Source organism: Prauserella sp. PE36, assembly GCF_003311655.1.
In the GTDB taxonomy this organism is placed as follows: Bacteria; Actinomycetota; Actinomycetes; order Mycobacteriales; family Pseudonocardiaceae; genus Prauserella_A; species Prauserella_A endophytica.
In genome coordinates, this window is the sequence record NZ_QEQT01000072.1 from 90042 (window position 1) to 106001 (window position 15960).

Sequence of the window (15960 nt, forward strand, 5' to 3'; positions counted from 1 at the left end):
GAGCTCACTCCCTGCCCAGGTCCCTGTGCACCACCTTCACGGCCATGCCGTCCTCTTTGGACAGACGAGCGGCGAGCTCCTCGGAAATGGCTACGCTGCGGTGCTTTCCACCCGTGCAGCCCACCGCGAGCGTCAGGTACCGCTTGCCCTCGCGCTTGTACCCGGCGCCGATCAGCCGCAGCAGCTCGTGGTAGCGGTCCAGGAACTCCTCGGCGCCCTCCTGTGTGAGCACGTAGTTGCGGACGTCGCCGTCGAGCCCGCTGTGGTCGCGCAGCTCGGGGATCCAGAACGGGTTGGGCAGGAAGCGCACGTCCATCACGAGGTCGGAGTCCATCGGGAGACCGTACTTGTACCCGAAGGAGAGCACCGTGACCCGCGTCTGGCTGCTGGCCTCGGTGCCGAACGCGTCCTCGATCTTGGCGCGCAGGTCGTGCACCGACAGCGCGGACGTGTCGAGCAGCAGGTCGGCCTCCTCACGCAGCGGGGCCAGCAGCGCACGCTCGGCGGCGATGCCGTCGACCAGCCTGCCGTCACCCTGCATCGGGTGGCCCCGGCGGACCTGCTCGAAGCGGCGGATCAGCACCGCGTCGGTCGCCTCGAGGAACAGCACCCTCGGCTTGTAGCCGCGCGCGTCGAGATCCTTGATCACGGACGCGAGGTCGTCGGTGAACGCCCGCGAGCGCACGTCCATCACCACGGCCACCTTGGTGATCGCGCCGCGGGCCTGCGCGCCGAGCTCCACCATGGTGGAGATCAGCTCCGGCGGCAGGTTGTCCACCACGAACCAGCCGAGGTCCTCGAGGCACTTGGCCGCCGTGCTGCGGCCGGCTCCGGACAGGCCGCTCACCACTGCGACCTCGATGCCCGAGGTCCTGGCGTCTTCGTCAGTCACGTCCGTGACTCCCCTCGTTCTTCACTGTTGCCCCCTCGGCGAGCGCGGCGTGCACGACCTCCGCCGTGCGCCTGCCGAACCCGGGTACGCCCGCGATGTCGTCCACGCTGGCCTGCCTCAGTCTCTTCACGGAGCCGAAGTGCTTGATCAGCGCGGCCTTGCGCGCCTGCCCGAGCCCCGGCACCCCGTCGAGCGCCGAGGCCTGCACGCGCTTGGACCGCTTCTCCCGGTGGTACCGGATGGCGAAGCGGTGCGCCTCGTCGCGTACCCGCTGGAGAAGGTACAGCGCGTCGGAAGTCCTCGGGAGGATGACCGGGTCCGGGTCGGCGGGCAGCCATACCTCCTCGAGGCGCTTGGCGAGCCCGACCACGGCGACGTCGGTGATGCCGAGGTCGCCGAGCACGTCCGCGGCGGCGGTCGCCTGCGGCCCCGCGCCGTCGACGACGAGCAGGTTCGGCGGGTAGGCGAACTTGCGCGGCTTGCCCGTCTCCGGGTCGATGCCGGGCGTGGTCTCGGGCTGCTCCTGCTCGCCGCTGCCCTCGGTCTCCTTGAGGTAGCGGGCGAACCGGCGGCGCACGACCTCCGCGATCGCGGCGACGTCGCCCTCGGTGGCGGCCTCGCGCAGCGCGAACCGGCGGTACTCGGACTTGCGGGGCACGCCGTCCTCGAACACCACGAGCGAGGCCACGACGTCGCTGCCCGCGATGTGACTGATGTCGACGCACTCGATGCGCAGTGGCGCCGTGTCGAGCCCGAGGTTCTCCTGCAGCTCCGACAGCGCAGCCGAGCGGGCGGTGAGGTCGCCCGCCCTGCGCAGCTTGTGCTGGGCGAACGCCTCCTGCGCGTTGCGCGCCACGGTCTCGGCCAGCGCCCGCTTGTCACCACGCTGCGGGACACGCAGCTGCACGCGGGCGCCGCGCAGTCCGCTCAGCCACTCGGCGAGCGCGTCGGCGTCGGCGGGCAGCTCGGGCACCAGCACCTCGCGGGGTACGACCACGCCGCCGCCGTTCGGCGCGTCCTGCGCCAGCTCGGCCTGCTCGGCGTAGAACTGGCTGAGGAACTGCTCCACCAGAGCCGGGACGTCCATCTCCTCGATCTTGTCGATCACCCAGCCGCGCTGGCCGCGCACCCGCCCGCCGCGCACGTGGAAGATCTGCACGGCGGCTTCCAGCTCGTCGTGGGCGAAGGCGATCACGTCGGCGTCCGTGCCGTCGCCGAACACCACGGCCTGCTTCTCCATGGCCCTGCGCAGCGCGCCGAGGTCGTCGCGGAGGCGGGCGGCCCGCTCGAACTCCAGCGACTCCGCCGCCTGCGCCATCTCCTTCTCCAGCCTGCGGATCATGGTGTCGGTGCGGCCGGCGAGAAAGTCGCAGAAGTCGTCGACGATGTCGCGGTGCTCCTCGGCGGTGACCCGGCCGACGCACGGCGCCGAGCACTTGTCGATGTAGCCGAGCAGGCAGGGCCTGCCTATCTGACCGTGCCTGCGGAAGACACCGGCTGAGCACGTCCGCGCGGGGAACACGCGCAGCAGCAGGTCGAGCGTCTCGCGGATCGCCCAGGCGTGGGCGTACGGGCCGAAGTAGCGCACGCCCTTCTTGCGCGGGCCCCGGTAGACGTGCAGGCGCGGGAACTCCTCGTGCAGCGTCACCGCCAGCACGGGGTAGGACTTGTCGTCGCGGTAGCGGACGTTGAACCGGGGGTCGAACTCCTTGATCCAGTTGTACTCGAGCTGCAGCGCCTCGACCTCGGTGGACACGACCGTCCACTCGACGCTCGCCGCGTTGGTGACCATCTGCCTGGTCCGGGGGTGCAGGCCGGCGAGGTCGGCGAAGTAGGAGTTCAGCCTGCTGCGCAGGCTCTTGGCCTTGCCGACGTAGATGACCCGCTTGGTGGCGTCGCGGAACTTGTAGACGCCGGGTGCGTCCGGGATGCTGCCGGGCGAGGGGCGGTAGGTCGAGGGGTCAGCCACGCTTCAAGCCTATGGCGAGCCTCCGACATCCCGCCGGGGCCCCGTTAGAGCGCCAGTAACCCGGCCACCACCTGGTCGACCCGCTCGGCCACCACGTGCGGGCGCTCGACCACCTCGGGCAGGCGGCCCTCCAGCCGCGTGGCGAACCCGGCGAGCAGGCCCGCGCGCACCGCGCCGTGGGTGTCCCAGGAGTGCACGGCGACGAGCGCGGTCGCCCCTGGCGCCGAGCCGGTCCGCCCGCACGCCCAGTCGTAGACCTTCGCGGGTGGTTTGAACGAGCGGATCGCCTCCGTCGACAGGACTTCCCTGAGCTTGTGCCGGATCCCGTGTCTGTCCGCAATGGACTCGAGGACCGCGGCGGAGCCGTGTGTGAAGCCGTAGGCGGGCACCCCGGCGCCGGCCAGCAGGTCGAACGCGGGCTCGGCGTCCGGGTGCAGCGGCAGCTCGGCGAACCCGTCGAGGATGTGGGTGAGCCACGCGTCGCTGAGGGTGTAGCCGCTCGTGGCGGCCAGCTGCGCCCGCGCGACCTCACGAAAGGGAGGCGCCTCGCCGGCGAGCGTGAACGCCATGCCGTCCCGCAGCGTGCGGGCGAAGAACAGCTCCAGCTCGTGGCCTGGCCTGCCCGCCTCGAGGAACCGTTCCCGCAGCGGGTCGAGGCGCACGAGTGTCTCGAACACGTCGAACAGGACCACCTCGGGCTTCCTCGCCGTCGCGCGTGCCATGAGCCAAGGGTACGGCGCAGGGCCACGCTGTATAGGTCGTTATACGCAGAACATGTGTGCGAAGGTTTCCGCATGCGGATCGCCACGTGGAACGTCAACTCGGTCACCGCTCGCCTGCCGCGGCTGCTCGGCTGGCTGACGTCGGCGCAGCCCGACGTGCTGTGCGTGCAGGAGCTGAAGTGCGCCGACGAGGCGTTCCCCCGAGCCGAGATCGCCGAGCTCGGCTACGACGTGGCGTGCCACGGCACGGGCCGGTGGAACGGCGTGGCGGTGCTGTCGAAGGTGGGCCTCGACGACGTCACGCGCGGGCTCGTCGACCAGCCGGCGTACGAGGACGTCACCGAACCCAGGGCGATCGGCGCCACGTGCGGCGGGGTGCGGGTGTGGTCCGTGTACGTGCCCAACGGCCGCGAGCCCGGCCACGCGCACTACGCCTACAAGCTGCGCTGGCTGGAGGCCCTGCAGACGACGGTGCTCGCCGAGTCCGGCGCCGACCGCCCGTTCGCGGTGCTGGGCGACTTCAACATCGCGCCGGCCGACGACGACGTCTGGGACATCTCGCTGTTCACCGAGTCGACCCACGTCACCGAGCCCGAGCGAAAGGCGCTCGCGATGCTGCGGGAGACCGGGCTGACCGACGTGGTGCCGAGGGCGCTCAAGTACGACCGCCCGTACACGTACTGGGACTACCGGCAGCTCGCGTTCCCGAAGAACAACGGCATGCGCATCGACCTGGTCTACGCCAACCCGGCGTTCGCGGACGCCGTGAGCGACGCCTACGTCGACCGTGAGGAACGCAAGGGCAAGGGCGCGAGCGACCACGCCCCGGTAGTGGTCGACCTGACCGTCTAGCGCCCTCGCCGACCGCAGTGAAGGCCACCTTCACTGCGTTGAACGCACTGAAGGTGGCCTTCACTGCAGTTGGTTGGGTCTACTCGCCGCGGGCGGCCTTGTGGAGCTTGCGGAGGGCGCGCACGGCCTCGACGGCGCGGTCCCGGTCGACGGCCTGGATGGCGAGCACCGAGTAGTACTCGTCGTCGGGCAGCTCGAGGCGGGCGAACGACGCGCCGTCCGGGAAGCTCACCGACAGCACCTCGCCCCACGCGAAGCGGCGGCTCACCACCACGTTGCGCACCTCGATGCCCTCGGTGTCGGCCTTCACCCTCGGCATGGCGAACAGCAGCGAGGCCCCCGCCAGCAGCACGCCGACGCCGATCATCGCGACCTGGTCGCTCACCTGGAAGATCACGCCCGTGTCCGAACTGCGCAGCAGCACGGCGACCACCGTGAACACCACGAGCAGCAGCAGGGCGAGGGCGCCGGCCATCCACGCGGCCCGCCTCGGCCGGATCAGCACGGTCGTCTGTTCGGTCACGGTGCCACTACTCACCCGAATCCTCGTTCCGTCCACGGCTGGCGCAGGCCACGCAGGGCGTGCGCCGCGGTGAGCGCCGCGACCGTCGCCTCCCTGCCCTTGTCCTCCGCGGAGCCGGGCAGCCCGGCCCGGTCCAGCGCCTGTTCCTCGGTGTCACACGTCAGCACGCCGTTGCCCACGGGGGTGCTCTCGTCGAGCGCGACCCGCGTCAGCCCCGCGGTCACCGCGTCGCACACGTAGTCGAAGTGGGGCGTGCCGCCCCTGATCACCACGCCGAGGGCCACCACGGCGTCGTGCCTGCGCGCGAGCTCCTGCGCCACCACCGGCAGCTCGACCGCGCCCGCCACGCGCACCACCGTCGGCTCGTCGGCGAGCTTGACCTCGCCCGCCGCCTTGAGCGCGTTCTCCAGCAGGCTGTCGGTGATCTTCGTGTGCCAGCGCGTCGCGACGATAGCGAGCCTCAGATTCTCGCACTCCGCCAGCTCCAGCCCTGCGTCGTCGGGCCGTCCCTCTCCGCTCACGCCTGTCCTCCACCGTTGCGGACGTCGCCGACCTCCGCTCCCACCTCGTCGAAATGCTCCAGCTGCGACAGGTCGTGGCCCATCCGGTCGCGCTTGGTGCGCAGGTAGCGCAGGTTCTCCGGGTTCGGCGAGATCGGCAGCGGAACGCGCCCGGTGACGCGCAGCCCGTAGCCCTCGAGGCCGACCCGCTTGGCCGGGTTGTTGGTGAGCAGCCGCATCGAGCGCACCCCGAGGTCGCCCAGGATCTGCGCGCCGGTGCCGTAGTCGCGGGCGTCGGCGGGCACGCCGAGCGCGAGGTTCGCGTCGACGGTGTCGGCCCCGGCGTCCTGGAGCTGGTACGCCTGCAGCTTGTGCAGCAGCCCGATGCCCCTGCCCTCGTGGCCCCGGACGTAGAGCACGACGCCCCTGCCCTCGCCGGCCACCGTCTCGAGCGCCGCCTGCAGCTGCGGGCCGCAGTCGCAGCGCAGCGAGCCGAAGACGTCGCCGGTGAGGCATTCCGAGTGCACGCGCACGAGGATGTCCTCGCCGTCACCGATCTCGCCGTAGACGAAGGCGACATGCTCGATGCCGTCGATCAGGCTGTCGTAGCCGATCGCGCGGAACGTTCCCGCCGCGAGCGGGATGCGGGCCTCGGCGACGCGCTCGACCTGCTTCTCCTTGCGCCTGCGGTAGGCGATCAGGTCGGCGATCGTGATCAGCCGCAGGTCGTGGTCGGCGGCGAACACCTCGAGCTCGTCACGCCGTGCCATGTCGCCCTCGTTCTTCTGCGACACGATCTCGCAGAGCACGCCGGCCGGGGCGAGCCCGGCCATCCGCGCCAGGTCCACGGCGGCCTCGGTGTGGCCGGGCCTGCGCAGCACGCCGCCCTCCTTGGCGCGCAGCGGCACCACATGGCCCGGCCTGCGGAAGTCGCCCGGCTGGGAGTTCGGATCGGCGAGCAGCCGGATGGTGTGTGCGCGGTCGGCGGCCGAGATGCCGGTGCTCACGCCCTCCGACGCGTCGACGGTCACCGTGTACGCGGTGCCGCGCATGTCCTGGTTCGTGTGGTACATCGGCGGCAGATCGAGCCGGTCGCAGTCCTGCTCGGTGAGCGGCACGCACACGTAGCCGGAGGTGTAGCGGACCATGAAGGCCAGCAGTTCCGGGGTGGCCTTCTCGGCCGCGAAGATCAGGTCGCCCTCGTTCTCCCTGTCCTCGTCGTCGACCACGACGACCGGCCGGCCGTCGGCGATGTCCTGGATCGCCCGCTCGATGGTCTCGACGTCCAGCGAGGGACTGGCATCTGTCATGGTCACGCGTCCTCCTTGCCCTTGCCATTGTCCACCCCGGCGCCGGGCAGGTGGACGGCAGTCAGCTTCTCGACGTACTTGGCGAGGACGTCGACCTCGATGTTCACCACGTCGCCAGGCTCGGTGCGGCCGAGCGTGGTCAGCTCCAGCGTCGTGGGGATGAGCGCGATCGAGAACTCCTCCCTGGACACGGCGGCCACGGTGAGCGAGATGCCGTCGACCGCGATCGAACCCTTCTCCACGATGTAGCGGCCGAGCGGGGCCGGGAAGGCGAAGTGCGTGAGCCCGTCCGGGTCCCGGGACAGGAACGTGGCGGTGCCGTCGACGTGGCCCTGCATGACGTGCCCGCCGAAGCGGCCGTTCGCGGGCATCGCGCGCTCGAGGTTCACCTGCCGGCCCGCCTCGGCCCGGCCGAGGCTCGACCGCTTCAGCGTCTCGTGCACGACGTCCACGGTGAACTCGTCGCCGGAGACCTCGACGACGGTCAGGCACACGCCGTTCACCGCGATCGAGTCACCGTGCCGCGCGTCGCTGGTCACCAGCGGACCACGCACCGTGAGGCGCGCCGCGTCGGACAACGGCTCGACGCGCGCGATCTCGCCGAGCTCCTCGACAATCCCGGTGAACACTAGCTGCCTCCCTCGCCGGTGAGCGGGACGGCGGCGACCCGCACGTCGTCACCGCTCATGGTGACCCCTTCGACCCGCCAACGGTGTGCTTCGGTGATGGTTGACACTCCGGAAGGCCCGAGCGCGGCGGGCCCGGCACCCAGGAGCATCGGCGCGACGTAGGCCAGGATGCGGTCGACCCGGCCGGCACGCACGAACGCGCCCGCGAGCGTCGGCCCGCCCTCGAGCAACACGTCCACCACGCCGCGCTCGGCCAGTGCCATGAGCACCTCGTCGGGCTCGCGGGTCCTGGCGAGCAGCGTCTCCGCCGAATCGTCCAACACCCGCGCGCCCTCCGGTATGCCGCCCGTGCCCACCACCACGCGCAGCGGCTGGCGGGGCGCGAGCACGCCGTCGGCGTCGCGCACGGTGAGCCACGCGTCGTCGGCGCGCACCGTGCCCGTGCCCACCACGATCGCGTCGGCCGCGGACCGGATGGCGTGGACCTCAGCGCGCGAGACGGGGCCGGAGATCCACCGGCTCGTCCGGTCGGCGGCGGCGACCCTGCCGTCGAGCGTGGCCGCGTACTTCCACGTCACGTGCGGGCGTCCGGTGCGCACGAAGTGCAGCCACGCCCGCAGCGGACCGCTCGCGACCTCGGCGGCCAGCAGCCCGCCCTCGACGTCCACCCCGGCGGCCCTGAGCACGTCGGCGCCCCCGCCGCCGAGCGGATGCGGGTCGGCCACCGCGTAGCGCACGGTCGTGACCCCGGCGGCCAGCAGCGCGCCCGTGCACGGAGGCGTGCGGCCGTGGTGCGAGCACGGCTCCAGTGTCACGAACGCCGTGCCGCCCCTGGCCCGCTCCCCCGCCTCGCGCAGTGCCATGACCTCGGCGTGCGGCCCGCCGGGCGGCTGGGTGGCGCCCTGGCCCGCGACGTTGCCTTCGGCGTCGAGGACGACCGCGCCGACCGGCGGGTTCGGGCTCGTGGTGCCGCGCACGGTCTCGCTCAGCGCGAGCGCCACCGCCATGGTGTCGTGCTCGCGTGCGGGGAAGGTCACCTCAGTGCGCCACCCTGGCGGCCGCGGCCTGCGCGCGCAGCGCGGCGACGGCCTGTCCGGGGTCCTGCGCGCCGTAGACGGCGGAGCCCGCGACGAAGCAGTCGACGCCCGCCTCGGCGGCCTGCTCGATGGTGTCGGCGTTGATGCCGCCGTCGATCTCCACCAGCACCTGCAAGTGGCCGGTGTCGACGAGGCGGCGGGCGGTGCGGACCTTCTCCAGCACCTCGGGGATGAACGACTGGCCGCCGAAGCCCGGCTCCACCGACATCACCAGCAACGTGTCGTAGTGCCTGAGCGTGTCGAGGTGGTCCTCGAGCGGCGTGCCCGGCTTGATCGAGAGGCCGGCCTTCGCTCCGGCGGCGCGCAGGTTCTTGGCGAGCATCACGGGGTCGTTGGCGGCCTCGACGTGCACGGTGACGTTGTAGGCGCCCGCTTCGGCGTACCCGGGGGCCCACCGGTCCGGGTCCTCGATCATCAGGTGGCAGTCGAGCGGGATGTCGGTGGCCTTGAGCAGTGACTGCACCACGGGAAGGCCCAGCGTCAGGTTGGGGACGAAGTGGGCGTCCATCACGTCCACGTGTACCCAGTCGGCGCGGGTGTCCCCGGCTTTCGCGACGGCGTCGATCTCTTCGCCGAGCCGGGCGAAGTCGGCGGACAGGATGCTTGGTGCGATCAGCGGTTGATGGGCCACGCGCGCGAGTGTAGAGGGGCGCGCGCGGCCCCGATCGGTGCGCACCCTCCCCTGGCGGTCACGGCAGGAGGTCGAGCACGTCCGTCCACGGCGCGGTCCAGTCCAGCCGGTGGGTGCGCACACCCGCGGAGGCGAGCGCGTCGAGGTGGCCCTGCCAGGCCGGATGGCCGGAGCGGGTGTCGCGCACCTGGTAGCCGACCACGATCGACACGGCCGGGTCGCCCAGCGCGTCACCGAGGACGGTCAGTGCCTGGTTGTCGGCGATGCCCAGTGCGAGCTTGGCCACCGAACCCGCCGTCGCGGGCGCGAAGAGGAACACCTCGGGATCGGGATGGGGGCGCGGCTCGCCCGGCAGCCGCGAGCCGCTGCGGACCTCCAGGTCGGTGAGCTCCCGCAGCCGGTCCAGCTCACCGCTCGCGGCGAGCCAGCGCTCGGCCGTGGGCGTGAGCGTGACCGCCAGCCGCCAGCCACGCTCCGTGGCCGGAAGGGCGAGCTCGGCGCGCAACCGGGTCTCCACGCCGCCGCACGAGCCGGCGACGAGCCCAAGAACCCGGCTCACCGCGCCCTGGCGAGCGCGCAGAACATGGCGTCGGTGCCGTGCCGGTGCGGCCACAGCTGCACGTACGGCCCGTCGCCCAGGTCCGGAACACCGGGGAAGAGCTCCCGCGCGTCCAGCACCTCGGCCTTCGCCCTGCGCACGCCGTCACCGAACACACCCTCGGTCTCGGCCAGGTGCGGCGAGCACACCACGTACGCCACGATCCCGCCGGGCCGCACGAGCCGGAACGCCGAGGCGAGCAGCTCACTCTGCAGCTTCGTCAGGCCCGGCACGTCCGATGGCTGCCTGCGCCACCGCGATTCGGGCCGCCTGCGCAGTGAGCCGAGGCCGCTGCAGGGCGCGTCGAGCAGCACCCGGTCGTAGCCGCCCTCCAGCCCGGGGTCGCGGCCGTCGACGGTGTGCACCGTCACGGGCAGCCCGTCGATCGCCTGCTTCACCAGCTTCGCGCGGTGCGGGGTGACCTCGACGGCGTCGAGCGTCGCCCCCGAGATCGCGGCCAGCGAGCCGAGCAGCACGGCCTTGCCGCCGGGGCCCGCGCACAGGTCGAGCCAGCGGCTGTCCTCGCCGTCGACGGGTGCGTTGACGGCGGCGAGCGCCACGAGCTGGCTGCCCTCGTCCTGCACCACCGCAAGGCGCTCGCGGATCGGCTCGGACTCGGCGAGGTCGCCGGTCCCGGTTGGCAGGTGCACGCCGTACGGCGAGTAGGGCGCCTCGTCGCCGCCGGTGATGGCGGCCAGCTCCTCGGCGCTGATCTCGCCGGGCTTGGCGAGCAGGTGCACGGCCGGCCTGGCGTCGTCGGCGCGCAGCGCCGCCTCCAGCTCGGCGCCCTTGTCGCCCAGCGCCTCCGCGAACGAGCGCGCGACCCACCTCGGGTGCGCCGTGTGCAGAGCGAGGTAGCCGATGGGGTCGCTGTCGCGGTCGGGCGTGAGCTGTTCGAGCCACGCCGCCTCGTCCTTCTCGGACACGTTGCGCAGCACGGCGTTGGCGAACCCGCCGACGTGCGAGCCCGCCTCCTCGCGCACGAGGTCCACTGTGGACGCCACCGCGGCGTGCGCGGGGATCCGGGTGCGCAGCAGCTGGTACGCGCCGAGCCGCAGCGCGTCGAGCACCGCCTTGTCCACCTTGGACAGCTCCCGGTCGAGGCACGCGGCGATGACCTCGTCGAGCAGGCCCTGCGCCCGCGCGGTGCCGTAGGTGAGCTCCGTGGCCAGCGCGGCGTCGCGGCCGGTGATCCTGCGCTCGCGCAGCATCTCGGGCAGGACGAGGTTCACGTACGCGTCGCGTTCGCTGACCGCGCGCAGTGCGTCGAACGCGACCCGCCGGGCCGGGTCCTCCACGGGTGGTTTGCGCGGACCCTGCTTACGCGGCGCGGGCCGCCGGTTCCGGTCCGGCTTGCGTTGCCTGCCGGGGTTCATGTCAGGCGCTCCTCGTTGTCGATCCTCGTGCCGCGCGCCCAGTCGGTCGCCGCCATGCGTTTCTTGCCCTGTGCCTGGACCTCGCCCAGCTGCACCGGCGTGGTAGCGGTGCCCACGAGCACCCGCTTGCGCTCGGCGAGCACCACGCCCGGCTCCAGTCCGGGTCCCTCGACCGGCGTCACGGGGCCGAGCTTGAACCGCTCGCCGCGGAACAGCGCCCAGGCGCCGGGGTCGGGCGTCACCGCGCGGATGTGCCGGTCGATCGCCGCGGCCGGGTCGGTGAAGGAGACCTTCGCGTCGTCGACGGTCACCTTGGGCGCGTAGGTGATCCCGTCGGCGGGCTGGGCCACGGGTCGCAGGGAACCGTCCTCGATGCCGTCCATCGTGGAGGTCAGCAGCGTGGCCCCGGAGACCGCCAGCCTGCCGAGCAGCTCGCCCGCGGTGTCGGTGCGGCCGATCTTCTCGGTGACCACGCCGTAGACCGGCCCCGCGTCGAGCTCCTTGACGATGCGGAACGTCGACGCGCCGGTGATCTCGTCCCCCGCCCGGATGGCCGCCTGCACGGGCGCGGCGCCCCGCCACGCGGGCAGCAGCGAGAAGTGCAGGTTGACCCAGCCGTGGCGCGGGATGTCCAGCGCGCGCTGGGGCAGCAGCGCGCCGTAGGCCACGACGGGGCACGCGTCGGGCGCCAGCTCGGTCAGGCGCGCGAGGAACCCGGGATCGCCGGCCTTCGCCGGCGTGAGCACCTCGATGCCGTGTTCGTCGGCGAGCGCGCCGACGGGTGAGCGCACGAGCCTGCGGCCCCGCCCAGCGGGGGCGTCGGGGCGCGTGACGACGGCGACCACCTCGTGCCGAGGGGACTCCAGCAGTGCGCGGAGCGACGGCACGGCGGGTTCGGGGGTGCCCGCGAACACGAGCCTCATCGGCGATCCGGGGCGGTGAGCGAGAACAACATCGCCGGCCAGTCTAAGCCGCACACCCGCACGTCCCCGCGCCCGACCGCACTAGGACATTGCCGCGACGCGCGAGTCCCCCGCTCCCGCACGCGAGTCCCCCACTCCCACACGCGAGTCCCCCACTCCCACACGCGAGTCCCCCACTCCCGCACGCGAGTCCCCCGCTCCCGCACGCGAGTTGCGCGCTCAGCGGTGCCGAACGGGCAACTCGCGGTCAAAAAGCGGGGACTCGCAGGCTCGAACGGGCAACTCGCAGGCTCGAACGGGGAACTCGCAGGCTCGAACGGGGAACTCGCAGGCTCGAGCGGGGAACTCGCAGGCTCGAGCGGGGAACTCGCAGGCTCGAGCGGGGGACTCGCGCGAGCGGGAGTGCACGACTCGCGAACGCCGGTTCCGGTCAGATCAGGGTCAGCGGGTCCAGCTGGATGCGGACGGGGTCGGCTTCCTTGCGGGCGTTGCGCAGCGCGTTCACGGCGTGCGCCGCCGCGGCGAGTCCCCGGCCGTGGGCGCGCGGCACCCGCACGAGCGCCCGTTCCCGCTCGGCGCGGCCGTCCTCGTCGACCTCCCCCACCGGCACCGGGCCGAGCACCTCGGCCTGCTCGGGCAGGGTGATCTCGTCGAGCAGCGCCGCGACCGCCTCCGGGGTGCCCTCGAAGCTCGCCATCCGCACCGCTGGCGGGAAGCCCAGCTCCTTGCGCTCGGCCAGCTCCAGCTCCGCGTGCCAGCCGGGGTCCCAGCGCACGAGCGCCTGCACCGGAGCGATCCCGGCGTCGGCGCCCACCACCACCCGGCCGCCCTCACGGGCGGACCGCACGAGCGCTGCGGCCGTCATCCACCGCCGCAGCGTCTCCTCCGCCGCGCGCAGGTCCTGCCTGCCCAGCAACGCCCAGCCGTCGAGCAGCAGCGCGGCGCCGTAGCCGCCCTCGGCCACCGGCTCGGCGCCGGGCGTCGCGACCACGAGCGAGGGCTCACCGGGCACCTCGGGCAGCACCTCGCCCGCGCCGGAGGTCCGCACCGGCACGCCGGGAAACGCCCTGCCCAGCTCCTCGGCGGTCCGCTTGGCGCCCACCACGACGGCCCGCAGCCGCCCGGAACCGCACGTCGCGCAGCGGAAGCTCGCGTCGGCCACCCCGCACCACCGGCAACGGGGCGTCCCGGCCTCGCCGCCGCCCGGGAGCATGAGCGGCCCCGCACAGCGGCGGCACCGCGCCGGCGAGCGGCAGTGCCCGCACGCCAGGCCGGGCACGTAGCCCCGCCTCGGTACCTGCACGAGCACGGGCGCGCCTGCCGCCAGGCCCGCGCGAGCGGCCTCGAACGCGACGGCGGGCAACCGGGCGGCGCGGGCCGCCTCGTCGCGGGCGACGTCGAAGTCCTCACCCGTGGGCGTCACGCGCGGGGCGCACGCCCGCAGCTCCTCCCGCGCGGCGACGATCGGGTGCGCCCACCCGGACTCCACCAGCAGCTGCGCCTCTGCGGTCCTCGCGTACCCGGCGGCGAGGAACGACGCCCTGCTCGCGTGGGCGCGCAGGATCAGCACGTCCCGCACCTGCGGGTAGGGCATGTGCGGGTCGGCGTGCAGGTCGTCGCCGTCGTCCCACACCACGAACAGCCCCGGATCGGTGACCGGGGCGAACATCGCTGCACGCGTGCCCACGACGATGCGCACCGCGCCGCGCAGCACGGCGAGCCAGCGGCGGTAGCGCTCGGCCGGGCCGAGGTCGGCCGACAGCGCGACGACGGCGTCCTCCCCGGCGAGCGCGGCACAGGCCGCCCGCAGCCGGGCGACGTCGCGGTGGTCGGGCACCACCAGCACGGCGCCCCTGCCCCGCGCGGCGACGGTGGCCGCCAGCTCCGCCAGCCGCGCCGGCCAGTCCTCGCCCGGCAGCGCCTGCCACACGGCGTGGCCGACCCGGCCCGCGCTCAGCGCGCCGGTGAACCCGGGGCCCCACGGGTAACGCCGCCAGCCCGCGACGTCCGGCGGTTCGGGCGCGGGCGCGGGCTCCCGCGGCGGTTCCGCCTCGACCTTGGCGTGCCGGGGCGGCAGGGCCAGCCGCAGCACGTCGATGAGCGTGCCGCCGTAGCGCTCCGCCACCGACCGGCACAGCGCGGCCAGTTCCGGGGGCAGTACCCGCTCGCTGGAGGTGACGCGCTCGAGGAACGCGAGCCGGCCCTGGTGCTCGGTGGTGTCGCCGCGTTCGAGCAGGAAGCCGTCGACGAGCTGGCCGGCGAACCGCACGCGCACCCGGCAGCCGGGCACGGCGGCCTCGTCGAGCTCCTTGGGCACGTGGTAGTCGAAGGTCCGGTCGAGGTGCGCTAGCGGCACGTCGACGATCACCCTCGCGACCGGCGCGGTCTCCGCGGGCTCCCGGCGGCCCTTGCGCGAGGCCGCCGCGCGCTTGCCCTTGGCGGGCTTGGGCTGCGGCAGCTCCCACAGCGGGGTGGTCTCGGGACGGCTCACGCCGTCTTCTCTACCAGAGCGGTTCAGCGGGGCTGCTTCGCGTCGAGGCACCGGGTGAGCAACGTGAACATGGGCTGCTCGACCCACCGCGTCAGCGCCCAGCCCAGCAGGATCGCGGTGACGACGAACGCGGGCACCCAGCCCCACCACGGCACGCCGAGGTCGGCGAGGTGCCTGGCGACGATCGTGCCGATCACGTAGTGCATGAGGTACACGCCGTAGGAGATCCCGGCGAGCCAGCTGATGGGCTTCGCGAGCCGGTTGAGGCCGGGCAGGTCCCACGCGGGCTGGTAGGCGGCCACGCAGATCAGCACGAGCGCCACCGCGAACGCGATCACCGAGTCGCCGGGCGGCGGGTGCTTGTCGTGCGCGACGATGACCACGCCGAGCATGCAGTACAGCTGCGCGAAGCTCATGCGCCCCTTGGACCAGCGGTAGATCGCCACGCCGGCGATCAGCAGGTGCGCACGGTTGAGCCCGGTGCCGTCCATCATCATGCTCGCCCACGGCGCGACCTCGCCGGGCCGCATGAACAGGTATCGCACGGCGAGCGGGACCAGCAGCACCGCCCACATCACCAGGGTCGCGTTCCGTCCCCGCACCTTGCCTTTCCAGGCGAGCAGCGCGATGGCGGTGAACCCGCACACCTGCACCGGCACGGTCCAGTGCGACAGGTCGATGTACTCGACCGACGGCAGCAGCGTGTGCACGAGCGCCAGGTTGCCGACCAGGTCGCCGTAGGACGGGCGGGGGAAGCCCTCGGGATGCAGCACGATGCTGACCAGGAAGATCACCACGACGGCTACCCAGAACGCGGGCAGCAGGCGGGCGAGCCGCCGCAGCCACCAGCGCAGCGGCGTCCCCCTGCCGATCGTCATCGCCGCGAAGTAGCCGGAGATGACGATCAGGATGGACGCGCCGAACGGGAAGTCCATCTGCAGCGACCCCGGCGGCATGTCGAAGCCGGGCAGGGTGTGCGGCGCGAGGAACGTCGCGTGGAAGGCCAGCACGGCCACGATTCCCAGGACACGGATGGCATCCCAGCTGATGTGCCGCGTGCTCTTGGGCTTCGCCGCCCCGGCGGTCTGTTCCCCGGCCCTTGGCGACGCCGCGACGTCCTGAGTGTCCACCACGAGATCGGAAGCCTAAAGGAAACCCGTCAGTAGCCGACCACCGGGGCGGGCACCGGGTCAGGCGCCCACGGCGCTCCGGAGGGCGTCCGCGCGGTCGGTGCGCTCCCACGGGAGGTCGAGCTCGGGACGGCCGAAGTGCCCGTACGCCGAGGTCTGCGCGTAGATCGGCCGCAGGAGGTCGAGGTCGCGGATGATCGCCGCCGGGCGCAGGTCGAACACCTCGGTGATGGCGGCCTGGATCTTCAGCGGGTCGACGTGCTCGGTGCCGAACGTCTCCACGAACAGGCCCACCGGGGCCGCCTTGCCGATCGCGT

16 protein-coding genes are annotated in these 15960 nt (G+C 73.0%); 1 reads left to right on the forward strand and 15 read right to left on the reverse strand.

The window, feature by feature from the left end:
- Positions 1–4: 4 nt before the first annotated feature.
- The 3 genes from rapZ to DI005_RS19930 are packed head-to-tail and all read right to left on the reverse strand — an operon-like array spanning position 5 to position 3583.
- A complete protein-coding gene (gene rapZ / locus DI005_RS19920) occupies positions 5–892 on the reverse strand; it encodes an RNase adapter RapZ (protein ID WP_228713987.1) in 888 nt (295 codons plus the stop codon).
- Positions 885–2861: an excinuclease ABC subunit UvrC gene (gene uvrC / locus DI005_RS19925; RefSeq protein ID WP_112274458.1), complete on the reverse strand. Its 1977-nt coding sequence runs from the start codon at positions 2859–2861 to the stop codon at positions 885–887. Before uvrC ends, rapZ begins: the two co-directional genes overlap by 8 nt.
- 44 nt (positions 2862–2905) lie before the next feature.
- On the reverse strand, positions 2906–3583 hold the full coding sequence (locus DI005_RS19930) for a haloacid dehalogenase (protein ID WP_112274460.1): 678 nt from the start codon (positions 3581–3583) through the stop codon (positions 2906–2908).
- 72 nt (positions 3584–3655) lie between these two features.
- Between DI005_RS19930 and DI005_RS19935 the strand changes: the two genes are divergently transcribed.
- Complete coding sequence (locus tag DI005_RS19935) at positions 3656–4435, forward strand: exodeoxyribonuclease III (protein WP_113643079.1); 780 nt, start codon at positions 3656–3658, stop codon at positions 4433–4435.
- 79 nt (positions 4436–4514) lie between these two features.
- Here DI005_RS19935 and DI005_RS19940 read toward each other — a convergent pair whose 3' ends face one another.
- From DI005_RS19940 to DI005_RS19995, 12 genes are all read right to left on the reverse strand, one after another.
- The gene (locus DI005_RS19940) at positions 4515–4910 is read right to left on the reverse strand and encodes a PH domain-containing protein (protein WP_112274869.1); all 396 of its coding nucleotides are present in this window, start codon (positions 4908–4910) and stop codon (positions 4515–4517) included.
- Positions 4911–4969: 59 nt separating this feature from the next.
- Positions 4970–5479: a 6,7-dimethyl-8-ribityllumazine synthase gene (gene ribH / locus DI005_RS19945; RefSeq protein ID WP_112274464.1), complete on the reverse strand. Its 510-nt coding sequence runs from the start codon at positions 5477–5479 to the stop codon at positions 4970–4972.
- Positions 5476–6768: a bifunctional 3,4-dihydroxy-2-butanone-4-phosphate synthase/GTP cyclohydrolase II gene (locus tag DI005_RS19950; protein WP_112274466.1), complete on the reverse strand. Its 1293-nt coding sequence runs from the start codon at positions 6766–6768 to the stop codon at positions 5476–5478. The genes ribH and DI005_RS19950 overlap by 4 nt, the downstream gene beginning before the upstream one ends.
- Before the next feature lie 2 nt (positions 6769–6770).
- Positions 6771–7397 carry a riboflavin synthase gene (locus DI005_RS19955; RefSeq protein WP_112274467.1) on the reverse strand — a complete coding sequence of 209 codons (627 nt, stop codon included), beginning with the start codon at positions 7395–7397 and terminating at the stop codon, positions 6771–6773.
- A complete protein-coding gene (gene ribD / locus DI005_RS19960; protein ID WP_113643090.1) occupies positions 7397–8404 on the reverse strand; it encodes a bifunctional diaminohydroxyphosphoribosylaminopyrimidine deaminase/5-amino-6-(5-phosphoribosylamino)uracil reductase RibD in 1008 nt (335 codons plus the stop codon). The genes DI005_RS19955 and ribD overlap by 1 nt, the downstream gene beginning before the upstream one ends.
- A 31-nt stretch (positions 8405–8435) precedes the next feature.
- Positions 8436–9110: a ribulose-phosphate 3-epimerase gene (gene rpe / locus DI005_RS19965; protein ID WP_199543017.1), complete on the reverse strand. Its 675-nt coding sequence runs from the start codon at positions 9108–9110 to the stop codon at positions 8436–8438.
- Between the two features lie 73 nt (positions 9111–9183).
- Positions 9184–9684 (reverse strand): flavoprotein, encoded by a 501-nt coding sequence (locus tag DI005_RS19970; protein ID WP_113643080.1) that lies wholly within the window; start codon positions 9682–9684, stop codon positions 9184–9186.
- Complete coding sequence (locus DI005_RS19975) at positions 9681–11099, reverse strand: RsmB/NOP family class I SAM-dependent RNA methyltransferase (RefSeq protein ID WP_113643081.1); 1419 nt, start codon at positions 11097–11099, stop codon at positions 9681–9683. Before DI005_RS19975 ends, DI005_RS19970 begins: the two co-directional genes overlap by 4 nt.
- Positions 11096–12022 (reverse strand): methionyl-tRNA formyltransferase, encoded by a 927-nt coding sequence (fmt, locus tag DI005_RS19980; protein WP_113643082.1) that lies wholly within the window; start codon positions 12020–12022, stop codon positions 11096–11098. Before fmt ends, DI005_RS19975 begins: the two co-directional genes overlap by 4 nt.
- A gap of 430 nt (positions 12023–12452) precedes the next feature.
- A complete protein-coding gene (locus DI005_RS19985) occupies positions 12453–14513 on the reverse strand; it encodes a primosomal protein N' (RefSeq protein WP_113643083.1) in 2061 nt (686 codons plus the stop codon).
- Positions 14514–14536: 23 nt separating this feature from the next.
- Entirely contained in the window at positions 14537–15646 is a 1110-nt protein-coding gene (locus DI005_RS19990) for an acyltransferase (RefSeq protein WP_113643084.1), read from the reverse strand.
- Positions 15647–15703: 57 nt separating this feature from the next.
- On the reverse strand, positions 15704–15960 hold a 257-nt coding region (locus DI005_RS19995), incomplete at its 5' end, for a methionine adenosyltransferase domain-containing protein (protein ID WP_158559841.1).

What these genes read in the sequence shown, in the direction of transcription:
- DI005_RS19930 (WP_112274460.1), bottom strand. Translation starts at nt 3,583, where the DNA reads ATGGCACGCGCGACGGCGAGGAAGCCCGAGGTGGTCCTGTTCGACGTG.
- DI005_RS19935 (WP_113643079.1), top strand. Translation starts at nt 3,656, where the DNA reads ATGCGGATCGCCACGTGGAACGTCAACTCGGTCACCGCTCGCCTGCCG.
- DI005_RS19940 (WP_112274869.1), bottom strand. Translation starts at nt 4,910, where the DNA reads ATGGCCGGCGCCCTCGCCCTGCTGCTGCTCGTGGTGTTCACGGTGGTC.
- DI005_RS19950 (WP_112274466.1), bottom strand. Translation starts at nt 6,768, where the DNA reads ATGACAGATGCCAGTCCCTCGCTGGACGTCGAGACCATCGAGCGGGCG.
- ribD (WP_113643090.1), bottom strand. Translation starts at nt 8,404, where the DNA reads ATGGCGGTGGCGCTCGCGCTGAGCGAGACCGTGCGCGGCACCACGAGC.
- DI005_RS19975 (WP_113643081.1), bottom strand. Translation starts at nt 11,099, where the DNA reads ATGAACCCCGGCAGGCAACGCAAGCCGGACCGGAACCGGCGGCCCGCG.
- fmt (WP_113643082.1), bottom strand. Translation starts at nt 12,022, where the DNA reads ATGAGGCTCGTGTTCGCGGGCACCCCCGAACCCGCCGTGCCGTCGCTC.